Origin of the sequence: Natronobiforma cellulositropha (assembly GCF_025629245.1) — an archaeon.
GTDB classification, from domain to species: domain Archaea; phylum Halobacteriota; class Halobacteria; order Halobacteriales; family Natrialbaceae; genus Natronobiforma; species Natronobiforma cellulositropha.
Genome location: NZ_JANZXN010000009.1, coordinates 16,785 through 41,732, shown reverse-complemented (window position 1 = coordinate 41,732; position 24,948 = coordinate 16,785). Strand labels below are relative to the sequence as shown.

28 protein-coding genes are annotated in these 24,948 nt (G+C 67.7%); 16 read left to right on the top strand and 12 right to left on the bottom strand.

Annotated elements, in window-relative coordinates:
- The first annotated feature begins 134 nt into the window (after window positions 1–134).
- On the top strand, window positions 135–1,577 hold the full coding sequence (locus N0B15_RS04385; RefSeq protein ID WP_263018258.1) for an ATP-binding protein: 1,443 nt from the start codon (window positions 135–137) through the stop codon (window positions 1,575–1,577).
- A gap of 57 nt (window positions 1,578–1,634) precedes the next feature.
- Here the strand turns inward: N0B15_RS04385 and N0B15_RS04380 are convergent, their stop codons facing one another.
- Together N0B15_RS04380 and N0B15_RS04375 are read right to left on the bottom strand one after the other, a co-directional pair.
- Entirely contained in the window at window positions 1,635–2,099 is a 465-nt protein-coding gene (locus N0B15_RS04380; protein WP_263018257.1) for a type II toxin-antitoxin system VapC family toxin, read from the bottom strand.
- On the bottom strand, window positions 2,096–2,356 hold the full coding sequence (locus tag N0B15_RS04375) for a hypothetical protein (RefSeq protein ID WP_263018256.1): 261 nt from the start codon (window positions 2,354–2,356) through the stop codon (window positions 2,096–2,098). Before N0B15_RS04375 ends, N0B15_RS04380 begins: the two co-directional genes overlap by 4 nt.
- A 161-nt stretch (window positions 2,357–2,517) precedes the next feature.
- On the opposite strand from N0B15_RS04375, the gene N0B15_RS04370 reads away from it, so the two are divergent.
- Window positions 2,518–3,342 (top strand): MBL fold metallo-hydrolase, encoded by an 825-nt coding sequence (locus tag N0B15_RS04370; protein WP_263018255.1) that lies wholly within the window; start codon window positions 2,518–2,520, stop codon window positions 3,340–3,342.
- Window positions 3,343–4,038: 696 nt separating this feature from the next.
- Here N0B15_RS04370 and N0B15_RS04365 read toward each other — a convergent pair.
- Entirely contained in the window at window positions 4,039–5,040 is a 1,002-nt protein-coding gene (locus tag N0B15_RS04365; RefSeq protein ID WP_263018254.1) for a DUF5787 family protein, read from the bottom strand.
- A 61-nt stretch (window positions 5,041–5,101) separates the two neighbouring features.
- Window positions 5,102–6,013 (bottom strand): helix-turn-helix domain-containing protein, encoded by a 912-nt coding sequence (locus tag N0B15_RS04360; protein ID WP_263018253.1) that lies wholly within the window; start codon window positions 6,011–6,013, stop codon window positions 5,102–5,104.
- A gap of 305 nt (window positions 6,014–6,318) precedes the next feature.
- Here N0B15_RS04360 and N0B15_RS04355 point away from each other — a divergent pair, with 305 nt between their 5' ends.
- From N0B15_RS04355 to N0B15_RS04330, 6 genes are read left to right on the top strand one after another with little or no spacing between them, the layout of a single operon-like run.
- Window positions 6,319–7,551, top strand: coding sequence for a translation initiation factor IF-2 subunit gamma (locus N0B15_RS04355; RefSeq protein WP_263018252.1), 1,233 nt, complete (start codon window positions 6,319–6,321; stop codon window positions 7,549–7,551).
- A gap of 6 nt (window positions 7,552–7,557) precedes the next feature.
- Window positions 7,558–7,944: a type II toxin-antitoxin system VapC family toxin gene (locus N0B15_RS04350; RefSeq protein ID WP_263018251.1), complete on the top strand. Its 387-nt coding sequence runs from the start codon at window positions 7,558–7,560 to the stop codon at window positions 7,942–7,944.
- Between the two features lie 11 nt (window positions 7,945–7,955).
- The gene (locus N0B15_RS04345; protein ID WP_263018250.1) at window positions 7,956–8,525 is read left to right on the top strand and encodes a DNA-directed RNA polymerase; all 570 of its coding nucleotides are present in this window, start codon (window positions 7,956–7,958) and stop codon (window positions 8,523–8,525) included.
- Between the two features lie 2 nt (window positions 8,526–8,527).
- A complete protein-coding gene (gene spt4 / locus N0B15_RS04340) occupies window positions 8,528–8,725 on the top strand; it encodes a transcription elongation factor subunit Spt4 (RefSeq protein WP_263018249.1) in 198 nt (65 codons plus the stop codon).
- 6 nt (window positions 8,726–8,731) lie between these two features.
- On the top strand, window positions 8,732–9,316 hold the full coding sequence (locus N0B15_RS04335; RefSeq protein ID WP_263018248.1) for a GTP-dependent dephospho-CoA kinase family protein: 585 nt from the start codon (window positions 8,732–8,734) through the stop codon (window positions 9,314–9,316).
- Window positions 9,317–9,363: 47 nt separating this feature from the next.
- Window positions 9,364–10,473, top strand: a complete 1,110-nt coding sequence (locus N0B15_RS04330) for a geranylgeranyl reductase family protein (protein ID WP_263018247.1) — start codon at window positions 9,364–9,366, stop codon at window positions 10,471–10,473.
- A gap of 1 nt (window position 10,474) precedes the next feature.
- Here N0B15_RS04330 and ygfZ read toward each other — a convergent pair whose 3' ends face one another.
- Together ygfZ and N0B15_RS04320 are read right to left on the bottom strand one after the other, a co-directional pair.
- Window positions 10,475–11,593 (bottom strand): CAF17-like 4Fe-4S cluster assembly/insertion protein YgfZ, encoded by a 1,119-nt coding sequence (ygfZ, locus tag N0B15_RS04325; protein WP_263018245.1) that lies wholly within the window; start codon window positions 11,591–11,593, stop codon window positions 10,475–10,477.
- A 72-nt stretch (window positions 11,594–11,665) separates the two neighbouring features.
- On the bottom strand, window positions 11,666–11,959 hold the full coding sequence (locus N0B15_RS04320) for a DUF6432 family protein (protein WP_263018244.1): 294 nt from the start codon (window positions 11,957–11,959) through the stop codon (window positions 11,666–11,668).
- A 125-nt stretch (window positions 11,960–12,084) separates the two neighbouring features.
- Between N0B15_RS04320 and N0B15_RS04315 the strand changes: the two genes are divergently transcribed.
- The 3 genes from N0B15_RS04315 (at window position 12,085) to N0B15_RS04305 (ending at window position 13,823) form a co-directional block, all read left to right on the top strand.
- Window positions 12,085–12,897, top strand: coding sequence for a DUF7093 family protein (locus N0B15_RS04315; protein WP_263018243.1), 813 nt, complete (start codon window positions 12,085–12,087; stop codon window positions 12,895–12,897).
- Window positions 12,898–12,963: 66 nt separating this feature from the next.
- Window positions 12,964–13,368: an SHOCT domain-containing protein gene (locus tag N0B15_RS04310; RefSeq protein ID WP_263018242.1), complete on the top strand. Its 405-nt coding sequence runs from the start codon at window positions 12,964–12,966 to the stop codon at window positions 13,366–13,368.
- A gap of 71 nt (window positions 13,369–13,439) precedes the next feature.
- A complete protein-coding gene (locus tag N0B15_RS04305; RefSeq protein WP_263018241.1) occupies window positions 13,440–13,823 on the top strand; it encodes a DUF5611 family protein in 384 nt (127 codons plus the stop codon).
- Window positions 13,824–13,844: 21 nt separating this feature from the next.
- Here N0B15_RS04305 and N0B15_RS04300 read toward each other — a convergent pair whose 3' ends face one another.
- On the bottom strand, window positions 13,845–14,303 hold the full coding sequence (locus N0B15_RS04300; protein WP_263018240.1) for a hypothetical protein: 459 nt from the start codon (window positions 14,301–14,303) through the stop codon (window positions 13,845–13,847).
- Window positions 14,304–14,400: 97 nt separating this feature from the next.
- On the opposite strand from N0B15_RS04300, the gene N0B15_RS04295 reads away from it, so the two are divergent.
- A complete protein-coding gene (locus N0B15_RS04295; protein WP_263018239.1) occupies window positions 14,401–14,586 on the top strand; it encodes a hypothetical protein in 186 nt (61 codons plus the stop codon).
- 110 nt (window positions 14,587–14,696) lie between these two features.
- Here the strand turns inward: N0B15_RS04295 and N0B15_RS04290 are convergent, their stop codons facing one another.
- Window positions 14,697–16,175, bottom strand: coding sequence for a heme-binding protein (locus N0B15_RS04290; protein ID WP_263018238.1), 1,479 nt, complete (start codon window positions 16,173–16,175; stop codon window positions 14,697–14,699).
- 150 nt (window positions 16,176–16,325) lie between these two features.
- On the opposite strand from N0B15_RS04290, the gene N0B15_RS04285 reads away from it, so the two are divergent.
- Window positions 16,326–16,847, top strand: coding sequence for a PadR family transcriptional regulator (locus N0B15_RS04285; protein WP_263018237.1), 522 nt, complete (start codon window positions 16,326–16,328; stop codon window positions 16,845–16,847).
- A 41-nt stretch (window positions 16,848–16,888) separates the two neighbouring features.
- Here the strand turns inward: N0B15_RS04285 and N0B15_RS04280 are convergent, their stop codons facing one another.
- The 3 genes from N0B15_RS04280 to pyrH all read right to left on the bottom strand — a co-directional run bounded on the left by N0B15_RS04280 (window position 16,889) and on the right by pyrH (window position 21,280).
- On the bottom strand, window positions 16,889–18,751 hold the full coding sequence (locus tag N0B15_RS04280; protein ID WP_263018236.1) for a site-2 protease family protein: 1,863 nt from the start codon (window positions 18,749–18,751) through the stop codon (window positions 16,889–16,891).
- Window positions 18,752–18,906: 155 nt separating this feature from the next.
- Window positions 18,907–20,559: a lysine--tRNA ligase gene (lysS, locus tag N0B15_RS04275; protein ID WP_263018234.1), complete on the bottom strand. Its 1,653-nt coding sequence runs from the start codon at window positions 20,557–20,559 to the stop codon at window positions 18,907–18,909.
- The gene (gene pyrH, locus N0B15_RS04270) at window positions 20,549–21,280 is read right to left on the bottom strand and encodes a UMP kinase (RefSeq protein ID WP_263018233.1); all 732 of its coding nucleotides are present in this window, start codon (window positions 21,278–21,280) and stop codon (window positions 20,549–20,551) included. The genes lysS and pyrH overlap by 11 nt, the downstream gene beginning before the upstream one ends.
- 141 nt (window positions 21,281–21,421) lie before the next feature.
- Between pyrH and N0B15_RS04265 the strand changes: the two genes are divergently transcribed.
- From N0B15_RS04265 to N0B15_RS04255, 3 genes are all read left to right on the top strand, one after another.
- Window positions 21,422–22,258 carry a molybdopterin synthase gene (locus N0B15_RS04265; protein ID WP_263018231.1) on the top strand — a complete coding sequence of 279 codons (837 nt, stop codon included), beginning with the start codon at window positions 21,422–21,424 and terminating at the stop codon, window positions 22,256–22,258.
- 257 nt (window positions 22,259–22,515) lie between these two features.
- Window positions 22,516–22,755, top strand: a complete 240-nt coding sequence (locus tag N0B15_RS04260) for a DUF7123 family protein (RefSeq protein WP_263018229.1) — start codon at window positions 22,516–22,518, stop codon at window positions 22,753–22,755.
- Between the two features lie 147 nt (window positions 22,756–22,902).
- The gene (locus N0B15_RS04255) at window positions 22,903–24,033 is read left to right on the top strand and encodes a site-2 protease family protein (RefSeq protein ID WP_263018228.1); all 1,131 of its coding nucleotides are present in this window, start codon (window positions 22,903–22,905) and stop codon (window positions 24,031–24,033) included.
- Between the two features lie 4 nt (window positions 24,034–24,037).
- Here the strand turns inward: N0B15_RS04255 and thiL are convergent, their stop codons facing one another.
- On the bottom strand, window positions 24,038–24,913 hold the full coding sequence (gene thiL, locus N0B15_RS04250) for a thiamine-phosphate kinase (protein WP_263018226.1): 876 nt from the start codon (window positions 24,911–24,913) through the stop codon (window positions 24,038–24,040).
- Between the last annotated feature and the right edge of the window lie 35 nt (window positions 24,914–24,948).

Sequence of the window (24,948 nt, the reverse complement as noted above, 5' to 3'; positions counted from 1 at the left end):
GTTGCGCCGGTATCCGGTCTCGAGCCGTCGTCGCTCGCGGTCGAACCGGGTCCGCGTCGTGGCGGTGTGTCACCACCGGCCACGGCACCCGTCGGACGACGGCGTTAAGACCGTGTGGTGAGTAGTTCCGGAGAATGAGTACTTCGGCGCTCGACGTCGTCGAGTTTCTGCTCACGACGAGCGTCTATTCGAGCGACAGAGCACGTGACGAGAACGATCTCCCGCCACAGATCCGGCGGGTGTACTGGACGAACGGCACGGACGCGGCCGAGAACGGCCAGCACAGGAGCGGGATCGAACGCCCGCTGGCGGCGACCGAACAGCTCGCCCGCGAGGCGACCGGCGTCGCCGACCCCTGGGGGGCCGTCTCCGACCTGATGTTCACCGACCGCGACGACTTCTCGAGTACCCTCACCCTCACCCAGCGCGACCTCGCCGAGCGCTGGTACGCAGAGCGCGCCGACGACGAGCGCTTCCTCGAGAACCCGACGCTCGCCGCCCACTTCGAGGGGCGCGAGGACGTCGGCGAGCGCGTCGACTACGAGACGGCGCTCGAGCGAAACCGGCCGATTCAGGCCGACCGGGTCTGGATCGACGGCCTGCTGGCGGAGTACTTCGGTGACGACGAAGACGACCAGGAGATGCTCGACCTGGTCGACGTTCGCGCGCCCGAAGACGTCGAGATCACCCTCGACGACCTGGTGTTGACGGCGAACCAGGAGGCCGAGATCGAGAAGATCGCGAAGGCGATCGAACACCGCGACTACCTCGCCTCGATCGGCTTACGCGAGATCGGCAAACTCCTGTTCGTCGGCCCGCCGGGGACCGGGAAGACCTCCGTCGCGCGGGCGCTCGCCCACGACATGGACCTCCCGTTCGTCGAGGTCAAACTCTCGATGATCACCTCCCAGTACCTCGGTGAGACGGCGAAGAACGTCGACAAAACCTTCGAGGTGGCCAAACGGCTCTCGCCGTGTATCCTCTTCATCGACGAGTTCGACTTCGTCGCCAAGACCCGCCGGAGCGACGAACACGCCGCGCTCAAACGCGCGGTCAACACCCTGCTCAAGAGCATCGACGACGTCTCGCTCATCGAAGACGACGTCCTCCTGATCGGCGCGACGAACCACCCAGACCAGCTCGATGCGGCGGCCTGGCGGCGCTTCGACGAGATCGTCAACTTCCCCAAGCCCGACTCCGGCATGCGCGCCGACATCCTCCGGGTCATCACCTACGCGATGGACATCGACGAGTTCGACCCCGAAGCCATCGCCGAGACGACCGAGGGACTGACCGGCAGCGACCTCCGCATGGTCATGCGAGAGGCGGTGCTCGAGGCGCTCACCGAGAACCGGACGACGCTCACCCAGGCCGACCTGGTCGCCGCCGTCGAAGACTTCGAAGAGCGTGACAACCTGAAGAACATGGATATGATCGACGGCGACCACGAGGCGCTCGTCGCCGGCGGCAGTACGGGGAAAGCGAGCGACGGCGGCGAGGAGGCGGGTGCGGACGGTCACGCCCACGATCACAGTCACGACGACGGTCACGCCCACGATCACAGTCACGAACACTGATCTGTGAGCCGGGACGAAGCCGGTGGGTGCCCGAGCGGGCGAGACCTATATCAACTATCACCGCGTGTGCGGGAGCACGGTACACTCGAACGCACGGAAGTCGCTGTCGTAGGTGAGCACGTGGTCGAGACCGAGTCGGTCCATGTGGGCGACGATCGTCGCGTCCGTCAACGACAGCTGTTGATCGTCGTACGTTTCGAAGATCGAGCGCCCCGCCTCGTATACCTCCTCGTCGACGAGTTCGAAGCGAAATACCGCACTCGAGTGGACCGTCTCGAGCGCCGTGACGGCCCGGTCGTGGCTGACACGGTAGCGAAGTCTGGTAACCGTCTCGTCGAGTACGTAGTCGTTCGTGTAGAGTCGTCGGTAGGGCAGCCTGCCGTCGCGGATGCCGTCGAGGAACGAGCGGACGCTCTCGTGGCACTCGTCCCGGGTGTGAAATGCCGCGAAGAGGGCGCTCGAGTCGACGAAGAGTGCCGTCGTCCCGGGCGAAGCGGGGGAGAACGTCTCGAGGTCGGTCATTCGTCGCGTCGGCCGTAGAGGTCCTCGTCCATCTCGGTTGCGCTCGTCGGTTCGCCGGTGTCGTCCTCGAGGTCGTCGAGAGCCGAAAACAACGGGTCGTCGGCGTCGACGCGCTCTCTCTCGGTGACGTAGCGCCGAGCGGCCAGACGGAGGGCATCTTTGAGTGACAGCCCCTCCTCGTCGGCGATGCGTCTGAAGCGTTCGTACTCGGGTTGCTCGAGCGTCGTTTGCACGACGCGTTCGTCTGATGAAGACATGAGATTGGGCAGTACATGGAGAAACGCGTCGCCTGTACTTAGGCGTGGCCATGGTACGGGTGCGTCGAGACGAACGGTCGTCAGGTTCGTGCCGACAGCCATCTCCCACCCACGACACTCGAGCGGAGGACCTATCGTCCCGTCCCCCCATGCTCGAGACGATGCGGGTCACGCTACTCGGGACGGGTGACACGACGGGGACGCCGACGGTTGGCTGTGACTGTGAGACGTGTCTGTTGGCGCGCGAACGCGGTCTCGAGCGGACCCGCTTCTCCGTCCACGTCGAGAACGAGCGGACGGGCGAGTCGCTGCTGATCGACGCGAGTCCCGACTTTCGCTACCAGTTTCTGCGTGACGGCGTCGCCCTGCCCGACGCGGCGATCATCACCCACGTCCACTTCGACCACCTGGATGGGCTGGGGAACGTCTTCCGCGTGCTCCGCGACCTCACCGTCTACGCCGCCGACGAGACCGACCCCGTCACCGGCGAGAGCGTCGCCGAGACCGTCGCGAACGACTACCACTACCTCGACGCGGTCACCGTCACGCCCGTCACGCCGCTCGAGTCCGTCCGGATCTGCGGGTTCGACGTGACGCTCGTCCCCGTCGACCACCCGCCGCTGCTGTGTTACGGTCTCGCGATCGTCGACCCGGAGACGGGTGCGAAGCTCTCGGTGACGGGCGATACGAGCTACGCCGTGCCCGAACGCTCGCGGGCGGCCCTCGCCGACCCGGACCTCCTGCTGGCCGACGCCATCGTCCCCGCGAGCCTCTGTGCCTCCCACCCGGCGGGCGGCCGTCACGAGGACGAGGCGGGCGTCCCCCGGACGTTCGGCTCGAAACACATGACTCGAGAGGGCGCGCTCGCGCTGGCCGACGAACTGGGCGCGACGCGAACGCGGCTGGTCCACCTCGCCCACTACTACCCCGCCGAAGAGGCGTTCGAAGCGCCCCTCGCAGTCGACGGCGAGCGCTACGAACTCTGAACGTAGCGCGAACGGCGGCCGCCGGTTACGGAAAGTCAAGGAGAAAGCCCCGTGCTTTAGCGCGGGGATGAATTCGACAACCTCTCAACAACCGACATTATCAAGTCGCCCGGCGTCTTACCGTGCGGTAAGACAACTCGCGTAAACTCTCAATCGGAAGACACGGGGTCGCTTCCCGCTGATACGGACGGTTCCACGCCCACCACCGGCAAAACCGGTGGGGAGTACGTGGTTGAGGTTCGTCCGCCGTCCTCACAGTACCCCTACCCGTCACTGGAGACGGTCGGCAACGACCGCGCACACGAGGGGGCGACAGCACACTAAAACACGCCCCGTTCGTGGTTGCACTCCGCCCTCGTCGGCAGAGTACGGTCGATGGCACGACCCGTGTCCGTCTACGTTCCAACCGTGGGCGGTTGCTCGGTATTCGGACGCTTCGGTCAAGCGGTATCGGGTACGGCACAAGCGGATACCGCGTCCATCTCGGACGTTGAATACACCATACCCTCGTTTCGAGGGCCGACGTGTAGCGCACGAACCCGGTACTCACCACGCGGGTGAGGAAGTTGCCTTCGGGGGCTGACGGAACGGCCCGACGTGGTTCGGGAGACCAGAGGTCTCCCGTCATCACGAAACGGCGAAGCCGTTTCGAACGACCCCACGAAGGAATCCTCGCGCTTCAGCGCGGGGAGGATGTCAAAGAAACCGGTCGAGTCCCGACTGAACGGATGGTCCCGCCGGGTCGCGAACCCAGCCGGTTCGCGCCTCGCGCTCGGACTCGAGGTCGGCCGCCGAAACCCGCTCCTCGCCCGGCTCGTACCCCGCACAGTCTGTCCCACAGTCACTCCCGGCGTCGACCACGCTTCCCGCCCAGGGACAGTGCGGCAGCGTCGCCCCGCTCGAGGCGTCGGTCTCACAGACCGCACACGCTGGAAACGCGTAGGTGCGCCAGCCCTTCCCGTAGGCGCGCTCGGCGAGACGCCGCCGGGCGCGGGCCTTGCGCTCGGACGAGACGAACGCGACGTCGGTCCGGCCGGGGTAGCTCTCGAGCGGTTCGGTGCCCGGGCGTTCGACCGGAAGCGGCGTCGGCTCTCGGATCACCTCGATCGGATCGCCGTCGGCGCTCGCGTCGCCTACGCGCTCCGGGTGGAACCGCCAGACGCCGACCACCTCCGGAATGCGGTTGAGGTGTGCGCCGGTGACGTAGCTCTCGGTCGCGAGGATCACCTCGTCGGCGAGCGCGAGGCTCACGTCGGTTCGAAGCTGGCCTTCGAGGTCGCCCGGCCGCGCCAGGTCGGGTTTGTTCTCGATGGCGACGAGCCGGCCGAACCAGTCGGGGTAGCGCGCCCGCTGGCGGACGTAGTCGCGCCCGCCGCGGCGCTCGCGCTCGAAGAAGCCGATCTCGAGGGCGCGGTCGGTGGCCCGTCTGGCGGTTCGGGGGTGGCAGTCGAAGGCGTCCTTCCAGAAGCGCGCCCGACCGGTGCCGACGCGGCTCTCGATCGCGGCCGCCGGTATCGCCGCGTCCGTCAGCGCCGTCCGCGCCGCGAACTCGGGACCCGGGTGAACGCAGAGCACGTCGACGATGCGCCCGCCGGGGTTCGCGACGCTCGCGCCGAGCTGGCGGGCGACGACGGTGTCGGACCCGAGGCGGCGCTCGAGGGCGGCGCACAGTCGCAGTTCGAAGGCGAACTCGCGCACGGGTGGGGTGAGGGGCGGCGACGGCAAAAAGCGCGCGGGTCAGCCGCCGGCCCGGCGGAAGCTACGGGCGTACGACCGCCGTCTCGAGCACCTCGAGGGTCCCGTCGAGGGTCACCCGGAGTTCCTCGCCCGAGAGCGGCATGCGGACCTCGAGTCGCCAGGGGTCTCGCGCGAGGACGCGCGTGTACTCGTCGCTGACACACCACGGGAGCGTCCAGTATGGGTGGGCGTCGAGGGAGACGCCGCGGTCGGCGTGGAAGGCGACGACACGGGAGTGGTCGAGCAGGCGGAGACCGACGGCCGCACAGAGGGAGTGGCCACACTGGCTACACTCGTGGTCGGCGCGGACGGAGACGCCGAGACAGCAGGGTCCGGTCTCCGTGAGGTGGGTCTCCATGCGGCCGCTACACTCGGGGCAGACGCCGTCGGCGGCGAGACAGTGGAGGTGGCGGACCCGCTGGTCGAACGCGTCGGCGACCTCGGCAGCGGTTCGGTCGGCCAGCCCACCCGGCGGGAAGGGATACTCGCCGTGGGGGTGCTCACAGGTCGGACAGACGATGGCGAGGCGTTCGTCCTCGTAGCGTGCCTCGAGCGCGTCACCGCAGGCGACACAGGAGCCCTCGACGGGGAACGGCTCGAGTGTGGGTTGCCGGTTGAACGAGCCGGCGATGACCGAGCGGACGACCTTCTCGCCAGCGTGTCTGAAGGTGTATCCCGCCTCCGTCCGGGTGATGAAGTGGCCCGTGAGTTGCTGGAGGTGGTAGTTGAACCTCGCCGAATCGCGGACACCGACCGCGCGGTGGAGGGCGGAGAAGGTCACTGGCTGGCTGACGGCGTCTGCCTCCCAGAGCGCCTCGAGAATCGCCAGGCGCGTCTCGTTGCCGATCAGGGCGAACGCGGCGGCGGGTTCGAGCCCCTCGTCGGTCGCCTCGAGTGGGGTGGTGTGCTCGCTCGAGAAGTCGGACTCGCTCATGCGTACTCAATTGCTGTCGGAGACCTAAACGGTTCGCTCAGGCGAATTTTTGTTGCGAGAGTGATATGAGTCGAGAAGGTGGGCCGGGCGAGGTGCCAGCGTGCCCCGCAGGGACGGGTTCTAGAGCGTATCGAGTGGAAGGTCCGACGGCAGCCGAGAGCGACGAGCAGTGTGACCCCAGACCGCCAGCCGGCCGTCGAAAAATCCGTGGAAACAAGTCGTTCGACGTGAAGACGCGACGGCCCCAGAACAGTAGGTTTATCAGTCGCACCGGGGAAATTGTATCCAAGATTACTCACTCTCTTATGGCAGGAAATCGACAACCGGAGGTGAACATCGGACTCGTCGGTCACGTCGACCACGGCAAGACGACGCTGGTGCAAGCGCTGAGTGGTTCGTGGACCGACCAGCACTCAGAGGAGATGAAACGTGGGATCTCGATCCGCCTCGGCTACGCCGACGCGACGTTCCGGCGCTGTCCGGACCTCGAGGAACCCGACTGTTACACCGTCGAGGAGGAGTGTCCCGACGGCACGGAGAGCGAACCGCTCAGGACGGTCTCGTTCGTCGACGCCCCAGGTCACGAGACGCTGATGGCGACGATGCTCTCCGGAGCGGCGCTGATGGACGGGGCGGTGCTGGTCGTCTCCGCATCCGAAGACGTCCCCCAGCCCCAGACCGAAGAGCACCTGATGGCGCTCGACATCATCGGCATCGAGAACATCGTCATCGCACAGAACAAAGTCGACCTCGTCGACGCCGAGACCGCCCGCGAGAACTACGAGCAGATCAAGGAGTTCGTCGCCGGCACCGTCGCCGAAGACGCTCCCGTCGTCCCCGTCTCCGCGGGCCAGGACGTCAACATCGACCTGCTCATCGGCGCGATCGAAGAACACATCCCGACGCCCGAGCGCGACCCCGGCGAGGACGCCCGGATGCACGTCGCGCGCAGTTTCGACATCAACAAACCCGGCACCACCTGGGAGAACATCACCGGCGGTGTCCTCGGCGGCAGCCTCGTCGACGGCGAACTCGCCGTCGGCGACGACCTCGAGATCCGCCCCGGCCGGCAGGTCGAAGAGGCGGGCCAGTCGACGTACGTCCCGATCCAGACCAGCGTCGAGTCGCTCCAGGCGGCCGGCGAGAGCCTCGAGACCGCGACACCCGGCGGCTTACTCGGCGTCGGCACCGCGCTCGACCCCGCGCTCACGAAAGGTGACGCCCTCGGTGGCCGGATCGCCGGACCGCCCGGGACGCTCCCGCCGACGTGGGAAGAGTTTACGATGGACGTCGACTTACTCGAGCGCGTCGTTGGACTCGACGGCGGCGAGACGGTCGAGGAGATCAGCACGGGCGAGCCGCTGATGATGACCGTCGGCACCGCGACCACGGTCGGCGCGGTGACCAGCGCGCGCGGCAACGAGTGTGAAGTGAAGCTCAAACGCCCGGTCTGTGCCGAGCCAGGGGCGAAGATCGCGATCAACCGCCGTCTCGGTGCCCGCTGGCGGCTGATCGGTCTCGGGACGCTCACGGACTGACGCGACATGACCACGCAGGTCGCCCTCGACACCAGCGCGCTCATGATGCCGGTCGAACTCGACGTCAGGCTGTTCGACGAACTCGACCGGCTGCTCGACGGCTACGAACCGACGGCGCCGCAGGCGGTCGTCGAGGAACTCAGGCGGCTCTCGGAGAAAGGCGGCACCGAGGGGACGGCGGCGAACGTCGGCCACGACCTGGCGACCGAACGCTGCCTGCTCGTCGACACCACCGCCTCCTACGCCGACGACGCGCTCGTCGAACTCGCCGAAGAGGCGGTCGTCGACTACGTCGTCACGAACGACCTGGCGCTTCGCGACCGGGTACTCGAGGCGGGCAGACCGGTAATTGCATTACGCGGGAGAAACAAATTGGCGATCACGCGACCATAGAGAACATATCGATGTACAAACGGGTCAGACTCAAAGATACGGTGGAAGTGCCCCCGCGAGCGCTCGGTGACGTCTCACCGCAGCTCGTCAAGCAACTGCTTCAGGACAAGCTCGAAGGGCAGATGGACGAAGAAGTCGGCAGCGTCGTCTCGGTCGTCGACGTACACGACGTCGGCGATGGGACCGTCCTGCCGAACCGGCCGGGCGTCTACTACGAGGCGGAGTTCGACGCGGTGACGTTCGATCCGCACATGCAGGAGGTCGTCGACGGCACCGTCGTCGAAATCGTCGAGTTCGGTGCCTTCGTCGGCATCGGACCGGTCGACGGACTCCTCCACGTCTCGCAGATTTCCGACGAGTACCTCGCCTACGACGGCGAGAACCAGCGGCTGGCCTCGAACGAGTCCAACCGCTCGCTCGACGTCGAGGATGCCGTCAGGACGCGCATCGTCACCAAGAGCATCGACGAGCGCAACCCGCGCGACTCGAAGATCGGACTCACGGCGAAACAACCCGGTCTCGGCAAGCACGGCTGGCTGGACGAAGAGCGCGAGAAGCGCGAAGCCGCGGCGGGTGAGTGACGATGGCGTCGAACCGCCTCGTCTGTCGGGAGTGTCACCGCGTGAACGACCCCGACCGTACCACCTGCGTCTCCTGTAGCTCCTCGTCGCTCACCGAGGACTGGGCCGGCTACGTCGTCATCGCCCACCCCGAAACCAGCGAAATCGCTCGCGAGATGCAGGTCGACGAGCCTGGCGCGTACGCGCTCAAGGTCCGGTAAGGAGACGTGGACGACGAGCGCACCGGCGATTCCTCTCGAGGGGCGCCCAACGAAGAGCTTCTGCTCCGCCTCCCCGACACGCTCAGAGGCGAACTCAAAGCACCGTTTGGGCCCGTCGAGACCGACGCGGAGACCCTGCTCGAGCGTGCCCCGACTCCCATCGTCGCCGTCGGCGACGTGGTCACCTACCACCTGCTCGAGGCAGGCTGTGTCCCCGCCGTCGCCGTCGTCGACGGCTACACCGAACGCGAGCGCGTCGACGACGTGGTCTACGAGCGGGTCACCGACGGCGAACGCACGCTCGAGGCGACGAACCCCCCGGCGGGGCTGAGCGCGTCGCTGCTCGAGGCGCTCGCCGAGGCGCTCGCCGAGGCGGAACCGACGACGGTGCTGGTCGACGGCGAGGAGGACCTGGCGGCGCTGCCCGCCATCCTCGCCGCGCCGGCGGGCGCGAGCGTCGTCTACGGCCAGCCTGGCGAGGGCATGGTCTACGTCGCCGTCACCGACGAGAGTCGCGCGGCGGTTCGAGACCTCCTCGAGCGCTTCGAGGGCGACCACGAGCGGGCGTTCGCGCTCCTCGGTGTCGCCTGAGGAGTCACTCGAGAAGCTATTTACCGGTCGCCGAAGTTCGAACGGGTATGTACGACTTCGTCGTCGTCGGCGTCGGTCCCGCCGGGGCGCGTGTCGCCCGGCGCGCCGCAGAAGCCGGACACGACGTCCTCGCGCTCGAGCAGGGATCGGTCGGCGACCCGCTCGCCTGTTCGGGCCACGTCAGTACGGACATCTGGGAGTACACGGGGAGCGACGCGAAGGCGACGCTGCGCCAGAACGAGGTCTACGGCGCGCGCTTTCACGTCGGCGGTCCCGAGGTGAGCCGAAACGGTGGCGACGGCCGGGACACCTACACCTTCTACAAACGCGAACCCGTCTCGAACGTGATCGACCGCGTGGGACTCGACCGCCACCTGGCCGCGCTCGCCGAGGAGGCGGGCGCCGACGTGCGCGAAGGCCACACCGTCACCGGCGTCGAGGAGTTCGCAGACCACGTCGAGGTGACGGCGAAGGGACCCGATGGAACCGAGGTGTTCGAGACGAAACTGGTCGCCGGCTGTGATGGGCCGCGCTCGCGGGTTCGCGACGCGCTCGGGCTGGGCCAGCCTGCGGAGCTGCTCCACGGCGTGTTGGCGTTCTCCGAGGAGCCGGACGACGGCGACTTCGTCGACGTCCACCTCACAGCACCACGATTTTTCGCCTGGCGGATTCCCCGCGACAGCGGCGGCGTCGAGTACGGCTTAGCCGCCCCGCCGGGTGCACACGTCGGCCGCCTCTTCGAGGAGCTGATCGACGGCTACGAGATCAGCGTCTCACACCGCTGTTCGGGGCTGATTCCCGTCGGCCCGCCAGAGCGCATCACGAGTCGCCGGGGCTTTCTCGTCGGCGACGCCGCCGCCCAGACCAAGCCCTTTACCGGCGGCGGTATCCTCTACGGAATGCGCTGTGCCGACCACGCGATTCGCGAGATCGATCCCGACCGGCCGACGACGCTGGCCGCCTACGAACACGCCTGGCGGGCGGACCTCGCCCGCGAGATCGAACTCGGCCACCTCCTGCGGCGGGCCTACTCGCTACCGGAACCGGTCCAGCGCGTCGGTCTCCGCGCCGCCGCGGGCGAGATCGGCGTCCACATGGACCGGCCGACCTCGGTGTTCAGCGTCGAACACCTGAGAGCGATGCTCTCCTGGTCCTGACCTAGTACGTCGGCAGCCGCGCTGATCGCGCCGACCCCTCCACGAACGGCAGGTCGGTCAGCGTCGCCGGTGTCTCCTCGCTCGCTGTGCGGACCGTCAGCGCCGTCTCCTCGAGTCCAAAGTCGACGAGTGCCAGCGCGAGCGGACGCTCGAGCGACGGACTCACGAGCGCGCGCGTCACCTCGCCGACGGATGTCTCGACGTCGACGACGGCGGCTCCGGGGTCGGGCAGTGCGTCGTCGGGGTCGGGCAGTGCGTCGTCGGGGTCGGACTCGAGCGTCAGGCCGACGAGCCGCTGTGAGGGCTGGCCGCGGTTCTCGACGCGCGAGACGACCTCCTGGCCGACGAAACAGCCCTTCTCGAAGTCGAGGGCGTTCCTGACGCCGAGGACGTTCGGAATCCGCCCCTCGAGTTCGCTCGCGAACAGCGGCGTTCCGGCCTCGAGCGTCAGGCTCTCCCAGGTGCGGTAGCCGAAGGGTGCGGGGAGTTCCCCCCTGGAGGTGAGCGTCTCGTAGACGGCCGCGGCGTCGGCTGCGGCGCAGATCAGGTCGTAGCCCTCCTCGCCGGTGAGACCGTCGGAACGGACGACGGTGACGCCAGCGCCGTCGACCGACCCGCGGACGAACGAGAGCGGCCGGTCGGGAACTGACGGTCCGGCGAAGACGCTCGCGACGGCCTCGGTCGCGCGCGGGCCGCAGACGCCGAAGACGGCGAACTCGTCGGTGGCGACGCCGATGTCGACGTCCTGGATGAAGACCTTCTCGCGCCAGTCGGCGGCGAGGTCGGTCTCGAGTCCCGGCGGGGTGAACACCAGCAGTCGCTCGCCCGCGTCGTAGACGTAACAGGCGAGTTCGATCCGTCCCTGTGGCTCGAGGAGGAGCGCGTAACAGCCCTCGCCGTCTGTGGCGGGTACCCGGTTGGAGACGACGTTGTCGACGTACTCGCGGCGGTCCGCTCCCTCGACGACGAGGATGCCGGGAACGTGTTCGACGACGCCGACGCCGTTTCTGACCGCGCGGTGGGCCCGCTCGGGGCGGCCGTAGTGGTCGACGACACGCCGCCCGCCGCGTGCAGTGAACGTCGCGCCGCGGTCGGCGTGGATGGACTCGATGCGGGTCATGGCCGTGTGAACGGGCCGTCCGCTCACAGGCGTTTCGGTCGAGAATCGGGCGTCGGGACGGGCGGTCGGCGCTCAGAACGGAATCCGACGGCGGAGCCACTCGCCGAGCGACTCCTCGTCGTCGACCGGTTCGTCGGGGACGACACGCGCTGCGGGTTTGATCACCGTCTCGCTGCCGCGCGACTCGACGGTGATGAGACCGTCGTCTTTGAGGTTCTCGAGTGCGCGCTCTAAGTCGTCGATGCCGACGGAGACGGCCGCCCGGAGTTCGAAGACGGTCATGCCGTCCTCGAGCCGGTTGACGAGCGCGTCGAGTACCGCAACTTCCGTCCCTCGCCGGTCCCGGTACTCTCGCTTCGCTCGCATCACGTCATCCATTCGTCGCCGCGGGGTTTTACGTTTGCCGTCGGCCAACACGGCAGGCGTCCACTCGAAAAGACGGTCTACGTGTGCAGTACGTTTTTTATGTTGTGAACGGGTACGGTGGGACGATGGTCCTGCGATGTTCGCTGCTCGGACACGACTACGGGGAGCCACAGGTCGACCACGAGCGCGAAGAACGGGGCAGCGAGGTCGTCGTCACGGTCCGGGAGTACGAAGAGTGTGCCCGCTGTGGCGAGCGACACCTCATCAGCGAGAACACCGAGGTGCGGAGTCTGGCACCCGAACCGACGCCCGACTCGAGTCCGACGCCCGACGCGACGGAGACGACCGACAGCCCACCAGAGGAACCGACCGACAGCGCCGCGAGCGCGGACGCTGACGGAGCAACTACCGACGACGCCGCGTTCGCACCCGACTTCCCGACCGACGAACACGGCGAGCCGATCACCGACGACGGCGAGATACTCGAGGACGAACCGGCCGAGACCGGCGATCGCGAACGCGGTGCCTGGCCGGAGTCCGACGACGTCGGCCCGCCCGTCGGTGCCGAGAACGAACCGGCCGCCTGGCCGGTCACCGACGCCGAGACGAGCGAGGAGTGGACCGAACTCGAGGAGAGCGAGTGGGAAGACGTCGAACCGGTCGACGACGCGGTGTTCGTCGACTCCGAATCCGTTGATGCCGGCCAGGCCGAGGGCGCACCCGACGCCGAAGGGGTGACGGATGCGGGGACGGGAATCGCGAGCGCCCAGTCCGCACCCGTACCCGGAGAGGCGGCGACGCGCGAAGAGGACGTGCCGACGGAGTTCTTCTGCCCGCGGTGTTCGTTCGTCGCCCCCGGCGACCGTGGCTCGCTCAGGCCGGGCGACATCTGCCCGGAGTGTCGACGGGGCTACCTCGGCGAGCGCGACCGAGCGTAACAGTGGTCTGATCGGTCACTCTCGCTGAGGAGGATTTTTGAGGACTCGTCACCCACTGGACAGACGATGGGAACACTCACCCGCCTGCTCCTGACCGGAGTCGGTGCCGTCGTCGTCGGCGTCGTCCTCCTCGGTGCGATCGCGACGATCGTCGCCTTCGTCCTCGGCGTGGTCGCGACGGCCGTCACGTTCGCGCTGATCGCCGCCACCATCGGCGCGGTCGTCCTCGCCAGCGTGAGTCTGCTCGCCCACTTCCTGCCGAGCCGTGACACCGCCGAGACGCCGCGTCCGGAGACGACCGTCAGTGCACCGGAGCGACCCGCGAGGGACACCGAGAGCGACGACGGGACCGCCCTCCGCGAGCGCTACGTCGCCGGCGAGATCGACGAACTCGAGTTCGAACGCGAACTCGAGCGCGTACTCGAGGAGTCACCGGCGTCCGAGCGGGAGACGCTCCTCGAGTCGCGGTGACGGAGACGCCACAGCGCGCCTGAGCGGGAGCTATGAAAAAAGGTAAACGCTCCCCCGTATATGCTCGATTCATGAAAGAGTACAAGATGCGCCGCGGCGAACACTTAGAGGAGCGGATCCCCGACATGGAGCAGTCGGTCGAGGAGTACTTCGGGACGATCACCGGCACCGAGGAGTACAAGGGGAGTGACCTCCACGTCGTCGGTGAGCCGAAGAACCCGGTGTTCGAGCGCGTCGTCGTCGGTGCCGTCACGTACTCGGGGAAGAAAGACACCCTCGCCGTCGACTTCGTCGAGCGCGACCCGACCGAACTCGGTCCCGACGAACTCGAGGCCGCAGGTGACGCCGTCTCGGCGAAAAACGAGTTCTTACTCGAGGCGACCGGCCGGGATGCAAAGTCGCGTCGCGACTCGCTGAAACGGACGGTCGAAGACGACGCGGACGCGGACCTGTAGGATCTGTCAGAAACTGTTCTCTCAGCCGTTTCGGCGCTCGTGAACGTCGACGACGCCCGTCGTCTCGTCGCCGAAGCGGACGTCGATCACGTCGCCGACGGTGACGTCGTTGAAGTCGTCGAGAAAGAGCGCCGTCTCCCGACAGGACCCGGGCGCGTCGAGGCGCTCACAGAGACGCACGCCGTAGGTGACCGACGCGTACGCACTCGAGAGTTCCTCGCCGGTCGCGGCGTCGACGCGCAACGGGTCGTCGGGGTCGTCGACGAACTCCTCGTACCCCGACCCGGCGTAGGCGGGACCGTGCTCGGGGTCGTAGCGGCGCTCGACGAGGACGGTCGTCTCACCGTCGGCGTCGGTCACCTCGACGACCTTCCGGGCGACCTCGACGCGGTCGGCCAGCCCCAGGCGGACGGCACAGCCCGCGAGAGCGGTGACCAGGACGGTCGTGGGGAACGTCGCGAGGAACGTTCGTCGGTTCATTACACACATCCTCCGGGCGTCCGAAAGGAGTACTTTTCCCTCGAGTCGCGTGAAATCGCTACGGCTATACGCTCGAGGTGGAATAGCTCGGGTGACGATGGATCTCCGCACGTTTCTCATCGCATCGGCGGTCGCTCACGTCGGCTTCGCCGTCGCCATCACCGCACACGCCAGACTGACCGACCGCGACCCGGGCAACTGGCCGTACCTGACGCTCGCGTTCGGGTTAGCGGGCGTCGCGGGCTACTTCTTCTACGAGGAAACCGAATCGAAGCTGAGCTGAGGCTGGCGAGCAGGTGACTCGAGCGGGGGCGAAGGCGGAGGCGAGAACAAGTGACGAGAGCGAAGGACTCGAGTGGGCGAAAGAGAGGGTGAGAGATGAGAGCGCCGGAATCAGGCCAGGAAGACGTGGCGGGGCCGGTCGGCCAGCACGTCACGGCCCCACTCGACGGTGTCCGAGAAGGCGTCACTGCGGAAGAACGCCATCGCGTCCTCGCGGGCGTCCCAGCGACTCGCGATGAACATGTCGTTCTCGTCCTCGCGGTTGGCGAGGAGGTCGGTCCGGCGGTGGCCGTCCATCTCGGTCAGGAGTGCGCCGACGTCGGCGAACGTCGAGGCGAACTCCTCGCGGTAGTCGGGTTTGACCGTATAGAACATCCCCATCGTGCCCCAGGAGCCGTCGGAGTCGTCGCCGGCCTGGCGGACGACCTCCGGGAGGTCCGCGAGGAAACCCGCGGCCGTGTTCGCGGCGCGTTCGGTCTTCCAGAGGCTGACCACCGCCGTCTCCGCGTCCGGCGAAACCGTCTCGTCACCCTCGTAGACCGCCGTCTTCACGTGTGAGTCGTAGTGGTCGAAGTTCGTCCGCAGGCCGTCGACCTCCGCGAACAGTTCGTCGGGGTCGGCCGCCGAGTAGAGGACGACCGCGTGGACGTCCTCGCCGTGGGGTTTGCCCGCGTAGACGCCGAGGCCCTCGAGTTCGGTGCGGACGGCATCGCCGTCGTCTTCGTCTCCACCGTGGCCGTGGCCGCCGCCGTGGTCGCCGTGGCCGTGGCCGCCGCCGTGGTCGCCGTGGCCGTGTTCGTCGGCCGACTGCGAGACCGGTTCACCCGCCAGGTACGCGCCGAGGTTCGCCGGCGGGAGTCGGCGGCCGAAGCGGAAGCGACCGAACTCGGCGAAGCGCGAACTCGAGGGGTCGAAGCGCATCTCGTAGAGCAGGTCTTTGATGTCGACGGGGTCGTCGGCGAAGAGGGTGATCCCCCACTCGTGGTCGTCGAAGCCGACGCTGCCGGAGATGAGCTGTGTGACCTTCCCGGCGTACTCGCGGCCGATGTCGCCGTGGGCCGAGAGGTGCTCGGCGCGCTCGTCGAACGGCAGGTCGTACCAGTTGTCCTCGGGACCGCGGCGTTTGTCCATCGGGTAGAAGTTGACGTACTCGGCGTCGGGAATCTCCGGGTGCAGGCGCGAGCGCATGTAGCGCGTCAGCCCCGCGTCCGCGTCGCCATCGTCCTCGAAGTACTCTTCGGACATGTAGCCCGAAACCTCCGTCACCGAGACGTACGAGTCGGTGCGCTCGGTGAACGCCGCGAGCGCGGTGTGTTCGAACCGTCGCTCCAGGAGGTCGAGGCCGGCCATCGACGGCCGGAGGTGTAAGACGAGCAGGTCCGCCTCGTGGCCGAGAATCGAGAAGGTCGCCGAGCCACCCTCGTCTGCGTCCTCGAGCGCTTCGCAGGCGCGCAGGTAGGCGATGCCCTCCTCGAGCGCCCGTTCGCGGCGGTGGTCGGGAGCCTCGCGCCAGGCGTCCCAGTCGATCGAGCGGAAGTCGTGTAAGACGTACCAGCCCTCGTCGGTCTGTGGCGGTCTCCGTCGGTCCATGTCCGCGCGTTAGCGAAGCGAGCGTAAGAAAGAACGGGTTTCGGCCGACGGCGACACACGGCGGCGTTTCGCCACCCAGAACGGGTGTTCTCCCTGGGGGTTGCTGGCGACCGAAACCCTTTACGTTTCCCCGTTTAAATCATCGCACACATGCGGAAAAGTGGGCCGCCGAAGGGATTAATCGCCTACCTCGTCCTCGAGTTACTCGAGGAGAAACCGCGGTACGGCTACGAGATCCTCAAAGAGATCCGTGAGATCAGCGGTGGACACTGGGAGCCCTCCTACGGCTCCGTCTATCCGATTCTGTACAAGTTCGAGGAGAAAGGCTGGACCGAGCGCGTCGAGCGCGAGGACGAACCCGACCGGAAGTACTTCGAACTCACCGAGGCTGGCTACGAGGAACTCGACGACCGCCGCGAGCGGAGCGCCGACAAGGCCAAAGAGTTCGCCGACGTCATCCTCGGCTTCTTCCACGTCTACGCCGCGTTCGCGACCGACGAGCGCTTCGAGATTCCCGCCGTCGAAGGGAAGTGGCGCTTCGACGAGCCCTTCAGCGCCTGGATCGCCGAACTGGTCGTCCGCCACCACGAGTGGTACTTCGACGGCGAGTTCGAGCGTATCCCCGACTCGCTCGAGGAGTTCTACGAGCGCCACGGCATCGACGACGAGTGAGCCGGGCAGGGCGGACGAGCCGGTAGCAGGCAGGTGAACGATCAGGCGAGCAGCCGCGGGCCGAACAGCGCGAGCAAGAGGCTCGCGAGCATCAGCAGGCCGACGCTCGTCGTGACGATCCGAACCATCCCGCGCGTGGCTTCGATCGGCAGGCGCGAGACGACCGCCTCGGTCGAGGTCCGGAGGATGTGGCCGCCGTCGAGCGGAAAGGCCGGGATGCAGTTGAAGAAGGCGACCTGGACGTTGATCCAGCCGGTCCAGAACAGGAGGTTCGCGAGGAAGAACACACCCGTCGTTCCGAGCAGTGCGAGCGGGCCCGTCACTTGGTAGAAGTTCTCGACGCCGCCGGTGAAGCCCGCGAAGTTGTACGGCAGGATCTCGAGGATGGAGACGATCGGCAAGAAGAGCGCGATCCCGATCTTCCCGAGGAACGAGTCGGCGAACGCGCCGAAGGTGTCGTCGTCGGCGTCGCCACCGATCGCCGAGAGGTAGGCCTCGGCGGGGTAGAGCTGGACGCCGACGTCGTCGACGGCGATGCCGGAGACACCCTGGCTGGTGAACACGCCGACGGTGCCGCCGCCGGTGTTCGGACTCACCTCACCCAGCGTGACCTCGTAGCTGACGCGCTCGTCGCCGACGTAGCCCGAGACCGTCACCACCTGTCCGGCGTCGGTCTCGGCGAACAGCGCCGTCAGATCGTCGCTCGAGGAGACCGACGCGCCGTCGAACCCGGTGACGATCAACGGCCGGTCGGTCGGTGCGCCGGCGGCTGCGAGCGGGCCGTCGGGGGCGACGGCGACCGCCGCACCGGTCGGAATCTCGCGGACCTCGCGCTCGCCGGTCTCGCCGCTCTCGACGGTCAGTTCGACGGTTTCGGTCCCCGAGACGGCGTCGAGAAACGCCCGCTGGGTCGTGACCGGGTCGCCGTCGACGGCGACGATCCGATCGCCGAGATCGAGCACGGCGGGTCCCTCCTCGAGCGAGCCAGTCACCGTCAGCGCCAGCTCGACCGTGAGCGTCTCGCCGTCGTTGCGTTCGATCTCGACGGCGTCGGCGTCGGCGGGGACGTCCGCGAGCGCACGCTCGAGGTCGTCGTTGGTCTCGATGGCGACGCCGTCGATCGCGGTGATCCGGTCGTTCGGCTCGAGACCGGCGTCGGCCGCGGGCGAGTGGGGGACGACACCGCCGACGCTCGCGCCGGGGGCGACGGCGATAGCGCCGGCGACGGGACCGAACAGGAGGGCGAAGGCGACGACCGTGACCGCGAAGTTCGCGGTGACGCCCGCGGCGAACATCCGGGTGAGCGCGCCGCGGTCGGCCTCCTTGCTCGAGCGCTGGTCGGGTTCGACGAACGCACCGATCGGCAAGATGGCGAGCAAGACGAGACCCATCGACTCGATCTCGATGTCCTCGACGCGACAGAGCAGGCCGTGCGCGCCCTCGTGGACGACGAGGGCGACGACGAGTCCGGCGACGATCTCCGGGGCGACAGACAGCGGCAGGAAGTCGTTGACGCCGGGGATGGCGATCACGTTCCGCGGCTGGTTGATCGCCGTCGGCTGTGGGGCCTGGAGGACGGCGAAGACGATGGTGACGAACATGACGAACGCGCCGACCATCACCGCGATGGCGACGCCGACGCCGAGGTTGGCACACGCACGCCAGAAGCGTTTCGGGCCGGAGAGACGCTCTAAGAACTCGCGGCCGCGCTTGGTGTGGATCGTCAGCAGCGGTCCCTGCGCGCCGACGTAGCTCGGGAGCACGTCGAGTCGGCGAAGCTGAATCACCGCGAGCCAGTAACAGGCGATGCCGACGAGCACCCACAGGCCGAGATTGTCCGTGATGGGGCTCAGTGTGAGCGGTGACGGGGAGAGGGTGTGGAGGGAAGATACCGCGACGGCCATTACCCGAACTGGGTCGGGGAGCGTCAAAGGGCTTTGGTTCGCGGGTCTCGAACCGCCCGCCGTCGGTGACTGACCGCCTCTCGAGACGGTCTCGAGAGGGAGTACGAAGAGACGAGCGGCGGGACGCAAACGAGCGGCCGTGAGCTTGTGAGGCGCTACGCCTCGCGTCTGAGCCTCGAGACGACGAACTCGCGGTCGAGACGGGCGAGGAACGGGCCGAGTTTCGGCCCGCGCTCGTCGTCGAAGAAGAGGCGGTAGCCGGCGGCGAAGAAACCACCCACGTCGACGTCGTGACGGCGGGCGCTCTCGTAGATCTCACCCTGTATCTCCTCGGGACCGTGGCCCTCGGCGACGAAGTTCGCGAGGTCGTCGAGGGCGGTCTCGGTCGCCTCGTCGAAGTCGTGGGCGGGAATCGCTGCCCGCTCGAGTTCGTAGTTGAACTCGTTCTCCGTCCGGCGCGCCCAGGTGCGTGCGCGTTCGACCCGCTCGAGGGCGGCCTCGACGGCCCACTCGGGGGCGTCCTCGGGGATGTGGCCCTCTTTGCGGGCGATCTCCTCGCGGACGGCGGGGTCGTCGCTCATCCCGAGGACGGCGGCGAAGGTGTAGGGGAGGCGGATCCGTTCCTCGCGAGTCTCGGTGACGACCAGCGGGTAGACGCGCTCGGCGAAGGCGACCTCGTCGTCGCTCGCCTCGACCTCGCCGAAGTAGATCGCCTCGAAGCGGTCGAACTCGTCGACGAGTAAGTCGAGGCGCTCGATGCTGAAGTCCCGTGCCTTCCGGGGGTCCTTCGCGAAGAAGTACCGCAACACCTCGGGCTCGAGCAGTTCGAGCACGTCCGAGACGAGGACGACGTTCCCTTCTGAGGAGGAGAACGGCTCCCCATCGAGAGTGAACCACTCGTAGACCATCGGAACGGGCGGCTCGATCCCGAGGACGTTCCGGGCGATGTCCTCGCCGCTGGGCCAGGAGCCCTCGGCGTGGTCCTTCCCGAAGGGTTCGACGTCGACGCCGAGCAGTTGCCACTGGGCGGGCCACTCGAAGCGCCAGGGGAGTTTCCCCTCGCGGAGGGTCGCGGTTCCCTCGTAGCCACAGCCCTCGATGGTCCGCTCGCCCGCCTCGAGGTCGGTACACCGGTAGGCGACGGTGCCCGCCTCGAGGTCGACGTCGGTGACGGTGCCGGTCAGCTTTCCGCAGTCGGCACAGATGGGCGTGAACGGGACGTACGCCTCGTCGGCCTCGACGCTGGCCTGGTAGTCGGCGAGCACCTCGCGGGCGCGCTCGCGGTGTTCGAGGAGGTAGCGGACGACGTCATCCATCTCGCCGCGCTCGTAGAGGTCGCTGGTCGAGACCAGCTCGATGGGGACGTCGACGGCGTCGGCACTGTCCTGGATAATGGCCGAGAAGTGCGCCCCGTAGGAGTCACAGCAGCCGAATGGGTCGGGAATCGCCGTGTAGGGCGCACCGAGGTTGCGCCCGAGCGCGCCCGCGTTGACCTCGCCTAAGTCGACGAGACGGCCCTCGAGATCACAGAGCGTCCGCGGCAGCTTCCGGAGCGGGTCGCGGTCGTCGGCGGTGAACACCTGGCGGACGGTGTGGCCGCGCTCGCGTAACACCTCGGCGACGAAGTAGCCGCGCAGAATCTCGTTGACGTTGCCGAGGTGCGGAACACCGGATGGGGAGATCCCGCCTTTGACGACGATCGGCTCCTCGGGGTCGCGCGCCTCGACGCGGTCTGCGACCTCGTCGGCCCAGAAGACGTGGTGGGCGTCCGTCTCGGTCTCGAACGGCGAGTCGTGTTCACTCGTCATGGTCGTCTCGCGTCCAGGCGGTCGGTTCGTCGCCCGAGCCCTCGGGGACGACGTCGGTGCCGTCGTGCTCACCGGTACGGACGGCCCGCGCGATCCGTTCGGGGTCGGTGCCGTCTAAGACGATGGTGCGCATCCCCGAGCGCTGGATGATCTTCGCGGCGAGTAAGTCGACGGGCGAGGAGGCACCGGCGGTCATCTCGAGACCGGCGATGACCTCGACGAGTTCGGCGGCGGTGAGGTGGTCGTACTTCGTGGCGTCGTCGACCTCGTTGGGGTCGGCGCTGTAGACGCCGGGGACGCTCGTCGCGTAGACGAGCAGGTCGGCGTCGACGTACTCCGCGAGCGCCGCGCCGACGGCGTCGGTCGTCTGAGCGGGGGCGACGCCGCCCATCACGCAGACGTTCCCGGTTCGGAAGGCGTCACCGGCCTCCTCGTAGTCGCGTGCGGGGGCGGTGACCGTCTCCTCCTCGAGCGCGGCGATGAGCAGGCGGGCGTTGAGCCGGGTGACGTCGATGCCGAGCTGGTCGAGTTCGATCTCGTTGGCACCCAGTGTTCGGGCGGCACCGATGTACTCGCGGGCGACGCCGCCGCCGCCGACGACCGCGCCGACGCGACACCCGTCCTCGAGGAGTTGTTCGACGACGCGAGCGTGTGCGGCGACCCGGTCTGCGCCGGGTTCGGGAACGAGCACGCTCCCGCCGATAGAGACGACCACATTCATACTATCGCCGAGTAACCGGGATTCGGCCTTAAGGGTTGCCAACTACCGGTTCCGGGTGGTCTCGAGTGACACGCCCGCCCGTTCGCGCCTGAGATTCACCTCGGCGATAGCTACAAAGTGCGAGAGAGCCACCTCTGGGATATGCAAGTACTCGGAGTGCTCGACTGTGGCGGCGGTGGCGAGACCGTCGAGCGCGTCGTCGACCGACTCGTCGACGCGTTCGCAGAGCGTGGACGCGTCGGCGTCGTCCGCTACGACGCGACGATCGCCGACGGAACCTCGGTGGTGCGTGATCCGGGGCTCACTCCCGGCGGGGACGTCACCTACGACCTCGGCGCCGACGGCGACTGGGTCGCCTGTGGAACCGGGTTCTCGATCGAGGACGCCGTCGACGCGCTCGCGCGTGACGACTGTGCGTACGCGGTCGTCGTCGGCCACCGGACGGGTCAGTATCCGACCGTCACCGTCGGTGCAGACGTACCCGAGGGGACGGACGTCGTGGCGACGGTCGAGACACCCGCAGACCTCGACCTCGAGTCGCTCGTCGACCGCGTCGACGAACACGAACCCCACGTGACACTCGAGACGCTCGTCGAACGGGTCAAGCGCGCCGACGATGCCGACCGCGCGGGCGCGATCGCGACGTTCACCGGCCGGGTACGCGCGAGAGACAGCGACGACGACACGCCGACGGAGTACCTCGAGTTCGAGAAGTACGACGGGGTCGCCGACGAGAAACTCGCGGCCTTACGCGAGGCACTCGAGGCGAGAGACGGCGTCTACGCCGTCGAACTCCACCACCGGACGGGCGTGGTTCGCGACGGCGAGGACATCGTGTTCGTGGTCGTCCTCGCCGGCCACCGCGCAGAGGCGTTCCGGACGGTCGAAGACGGCATCAACCGGCTGAAAGCGGAGGTCCCCATCTTCAAGAAAGAAGTCACGATCGACGACGAGTTCTGGGTCCACGACCGCCCCTGAGTTATTTTATTCAGTGCATTAATTATTGCTACATAGGATGTTTGGCGGTGTTTCCCCACCGAACCTGACGTGAATCGCCTGGCAGAGATAATAGATCAGATCGGGTTTTAAAACGTCTCGAGCGATCTCAGACGGTTTCGAAGAGTTCAGTGAAACCACATAAAACGGCGATTACCCCCTCGAACGCTGAACACAATCGAAAATCGCCAAACCAACCTGCCTTTATAACATATCCCGGTGGGTAGGGAGGAGTGTCGATGAGCACGACAGCCTCCCCCTCCACGGAAAGCAAGGAACGCCGCCTCAAGCGCTATCTGCGAGAGAAGGCGACCGACGGCGAACTCTACTTCAAGGGCAAGTTTATCGCCGACGACGTCGGTCTCTCGCCGAAAGAGATCGGCGCGCTCATGGTCAAACTCGCGGACGCAGACACCGGTCTCGAGATCGAGAAGTGGTCGTACACGAGCGCGACGACCTGGCGCGTCGCCCCTGCCTGAACTGGTCCTCCCCGCACAGCCGGCCACGGCCGTCCGCATCCGCCATGCACCGGGACCGCCCGGCCGGATTCCCCGCTTCGTCTCCTGATTCTCACCCACTCGAGCGACGCAGTCGATTTATACGGCGGGCTTCCCAACTCGAGGTAGATGCAGCGAGACGAGGTGGGCGCGCCCGGCGACGGGCCCCCGCTCGAGGCGATCACGCCGCTGTTCGACGTCTACGAGACGGCGCTCGAGGGGGAGACGCTCGTCTACTACGGGACGCCGAGGGCAGCGCCGGAGCCGATGATGGACCGGCTCTGGCGGCTCTTCCGCGAGGAGGGCTACGAACCCCGCCTGACAGTGCGCCACGGCGAGTACGTCATCGTCGCCGAGCCGGTGAGCGAGGGGATCGACGGAATTCCGTGGACGAACCTGCTGCTGTTCGTCGCGACCATCCTCTCGACGCTGTTCGCCGGGGCGAGCTGGTACTACGTCGATCCCTTCGGCGACCCGCTCGGGGCGGTGGCAACCGCCTGGCCGTTCACCGTCGCAATCTTGACCGTCCTCGGCATCCACGAGATGGGCCACTACGTGATGAGTCGCTACCACGGCGTCGACGCCTCGCTGCCGTACTTCCTGCCGGTGCCGACGCTGATCGGCACGATGGGAGCCGTCATCAGCATCAAGAGCCGGATGCCCGACCGGAAGGCGCTGTTCGACATCGGCGTCGCCGGGCCGCTGGCGGGGCTCGTCGCGACCGTCATCGTCACGGTCGTCGGCCTGCACTTAGAGCCGGTGACCGCGCCCACAGAACTCGTCGCCGACCCGGACGCGATCACGATCAGCCTGGGCTATCCGCCGCTGCTCGAGTTTCTCGCCTGGGCGTTCGACCAGCCGCTCTACCGCGACGATCCGGCCACGGTCGTCAACCCGGTCGTCATCGGCGGCTGGGTCGGTATGTTCGTCACCTTCCTCAACCTGATCCCGGTGGGCCAGCTCGACGGCGGCCACATCCTCCGGGCGATGACCCGCGAGTACCAGGAGACCATCGCGAGCGTCGTCCCGGGCGTGCTATTCGCACTCGCGGGCTACCTCTACTACGTCGCCGGCTACGGCTTCCACTCCGTGTTCGTCTGGCTGCTCTGGGGGGCGTTCGCGCTCTTTTTCGTCCGGGTCGGCCCGGCGAACCCCGTCGACGACACCCGACTGGGCCGCGGGCGGGTCGCGCTGGGACTCGTGACGTTCGTCCTCGGGGCGCTGTGTTTCATGCCGGTGCCCATCGCCATCGTCGGCTGACCGTTCAGTGGGTGTAGCCCTCGTCGGCGAGCGCCTCACCGTCGAGCGTGATCTCGCCCGCCTCGCGGACCTCGCCGACGACCGAGATCGGTACGTCGAGATCGGCCGCGAGGTCGGTGACGGCCGCTTCGGGGAGTGTGAAGACGAGTTCGAAGTCCTCACCGAAGGTGGTCGCGGTCTCGAGCGCCGCCGCCTCGTCTTCGGCCGTCTCGAGGAGGGCGTCGTCGACCGGCAGCCGTGCCGACTCGATGGCGAACCCACAGCCCGACGCCTCCGAAAGCTGGTGGAGCGAGCGCGCCAGGCCGTCGCTCGAGTCCATCATCGCGCCCGCGTGGGCGGCGAGCGCACGCCCCGCCGCGACGCGTGGCTCGAACCGGAAGAGCGTGTTCGCGCGCTCGAGGTCACCGCGGGCGAACAGGTCGAGCGCCGCCGCGCTCCGCCCCAGCGTGCCGGTGACACAGACGACCTCACCGGGGGTCGCCCCGCTCCGGAGAACGGGGTCGGTCTCGAGGTGGCCGATGGCGGTCGTCGCGACGGTCAGCTCGGTGTGGTCATCGAGGTCGCCGCCGACGTAGGCCGCGCCGACGGTCTCACAGACGTCGCTCGCGCCGCGGACGAACGCGAGGAGGTCCTCGGCGTCGAACGCGGGGGCGGCGTAGACCGCGACGGCCGCCGTCGCCTGCGCACCCATCGCCGCCACGTCGGAGAGCGACGCCCCGACGGCCCGCCAGCCCGCCGTGTAGTGGGCCGTCCCCGCGGGGAAGTCGGTTCGCTCGTGGAGCATGTCCGTCGTGATCACCAGGTCGCCGACGACGGCGGCGTCGTCGCCCGCAGACTCGAGTTCGGTCTCGAGCAACCGCAACGCGGCGCGTTCGTCCATGCCCCTCGCTCGGCGTGCGGCGGGAAAAACGAACC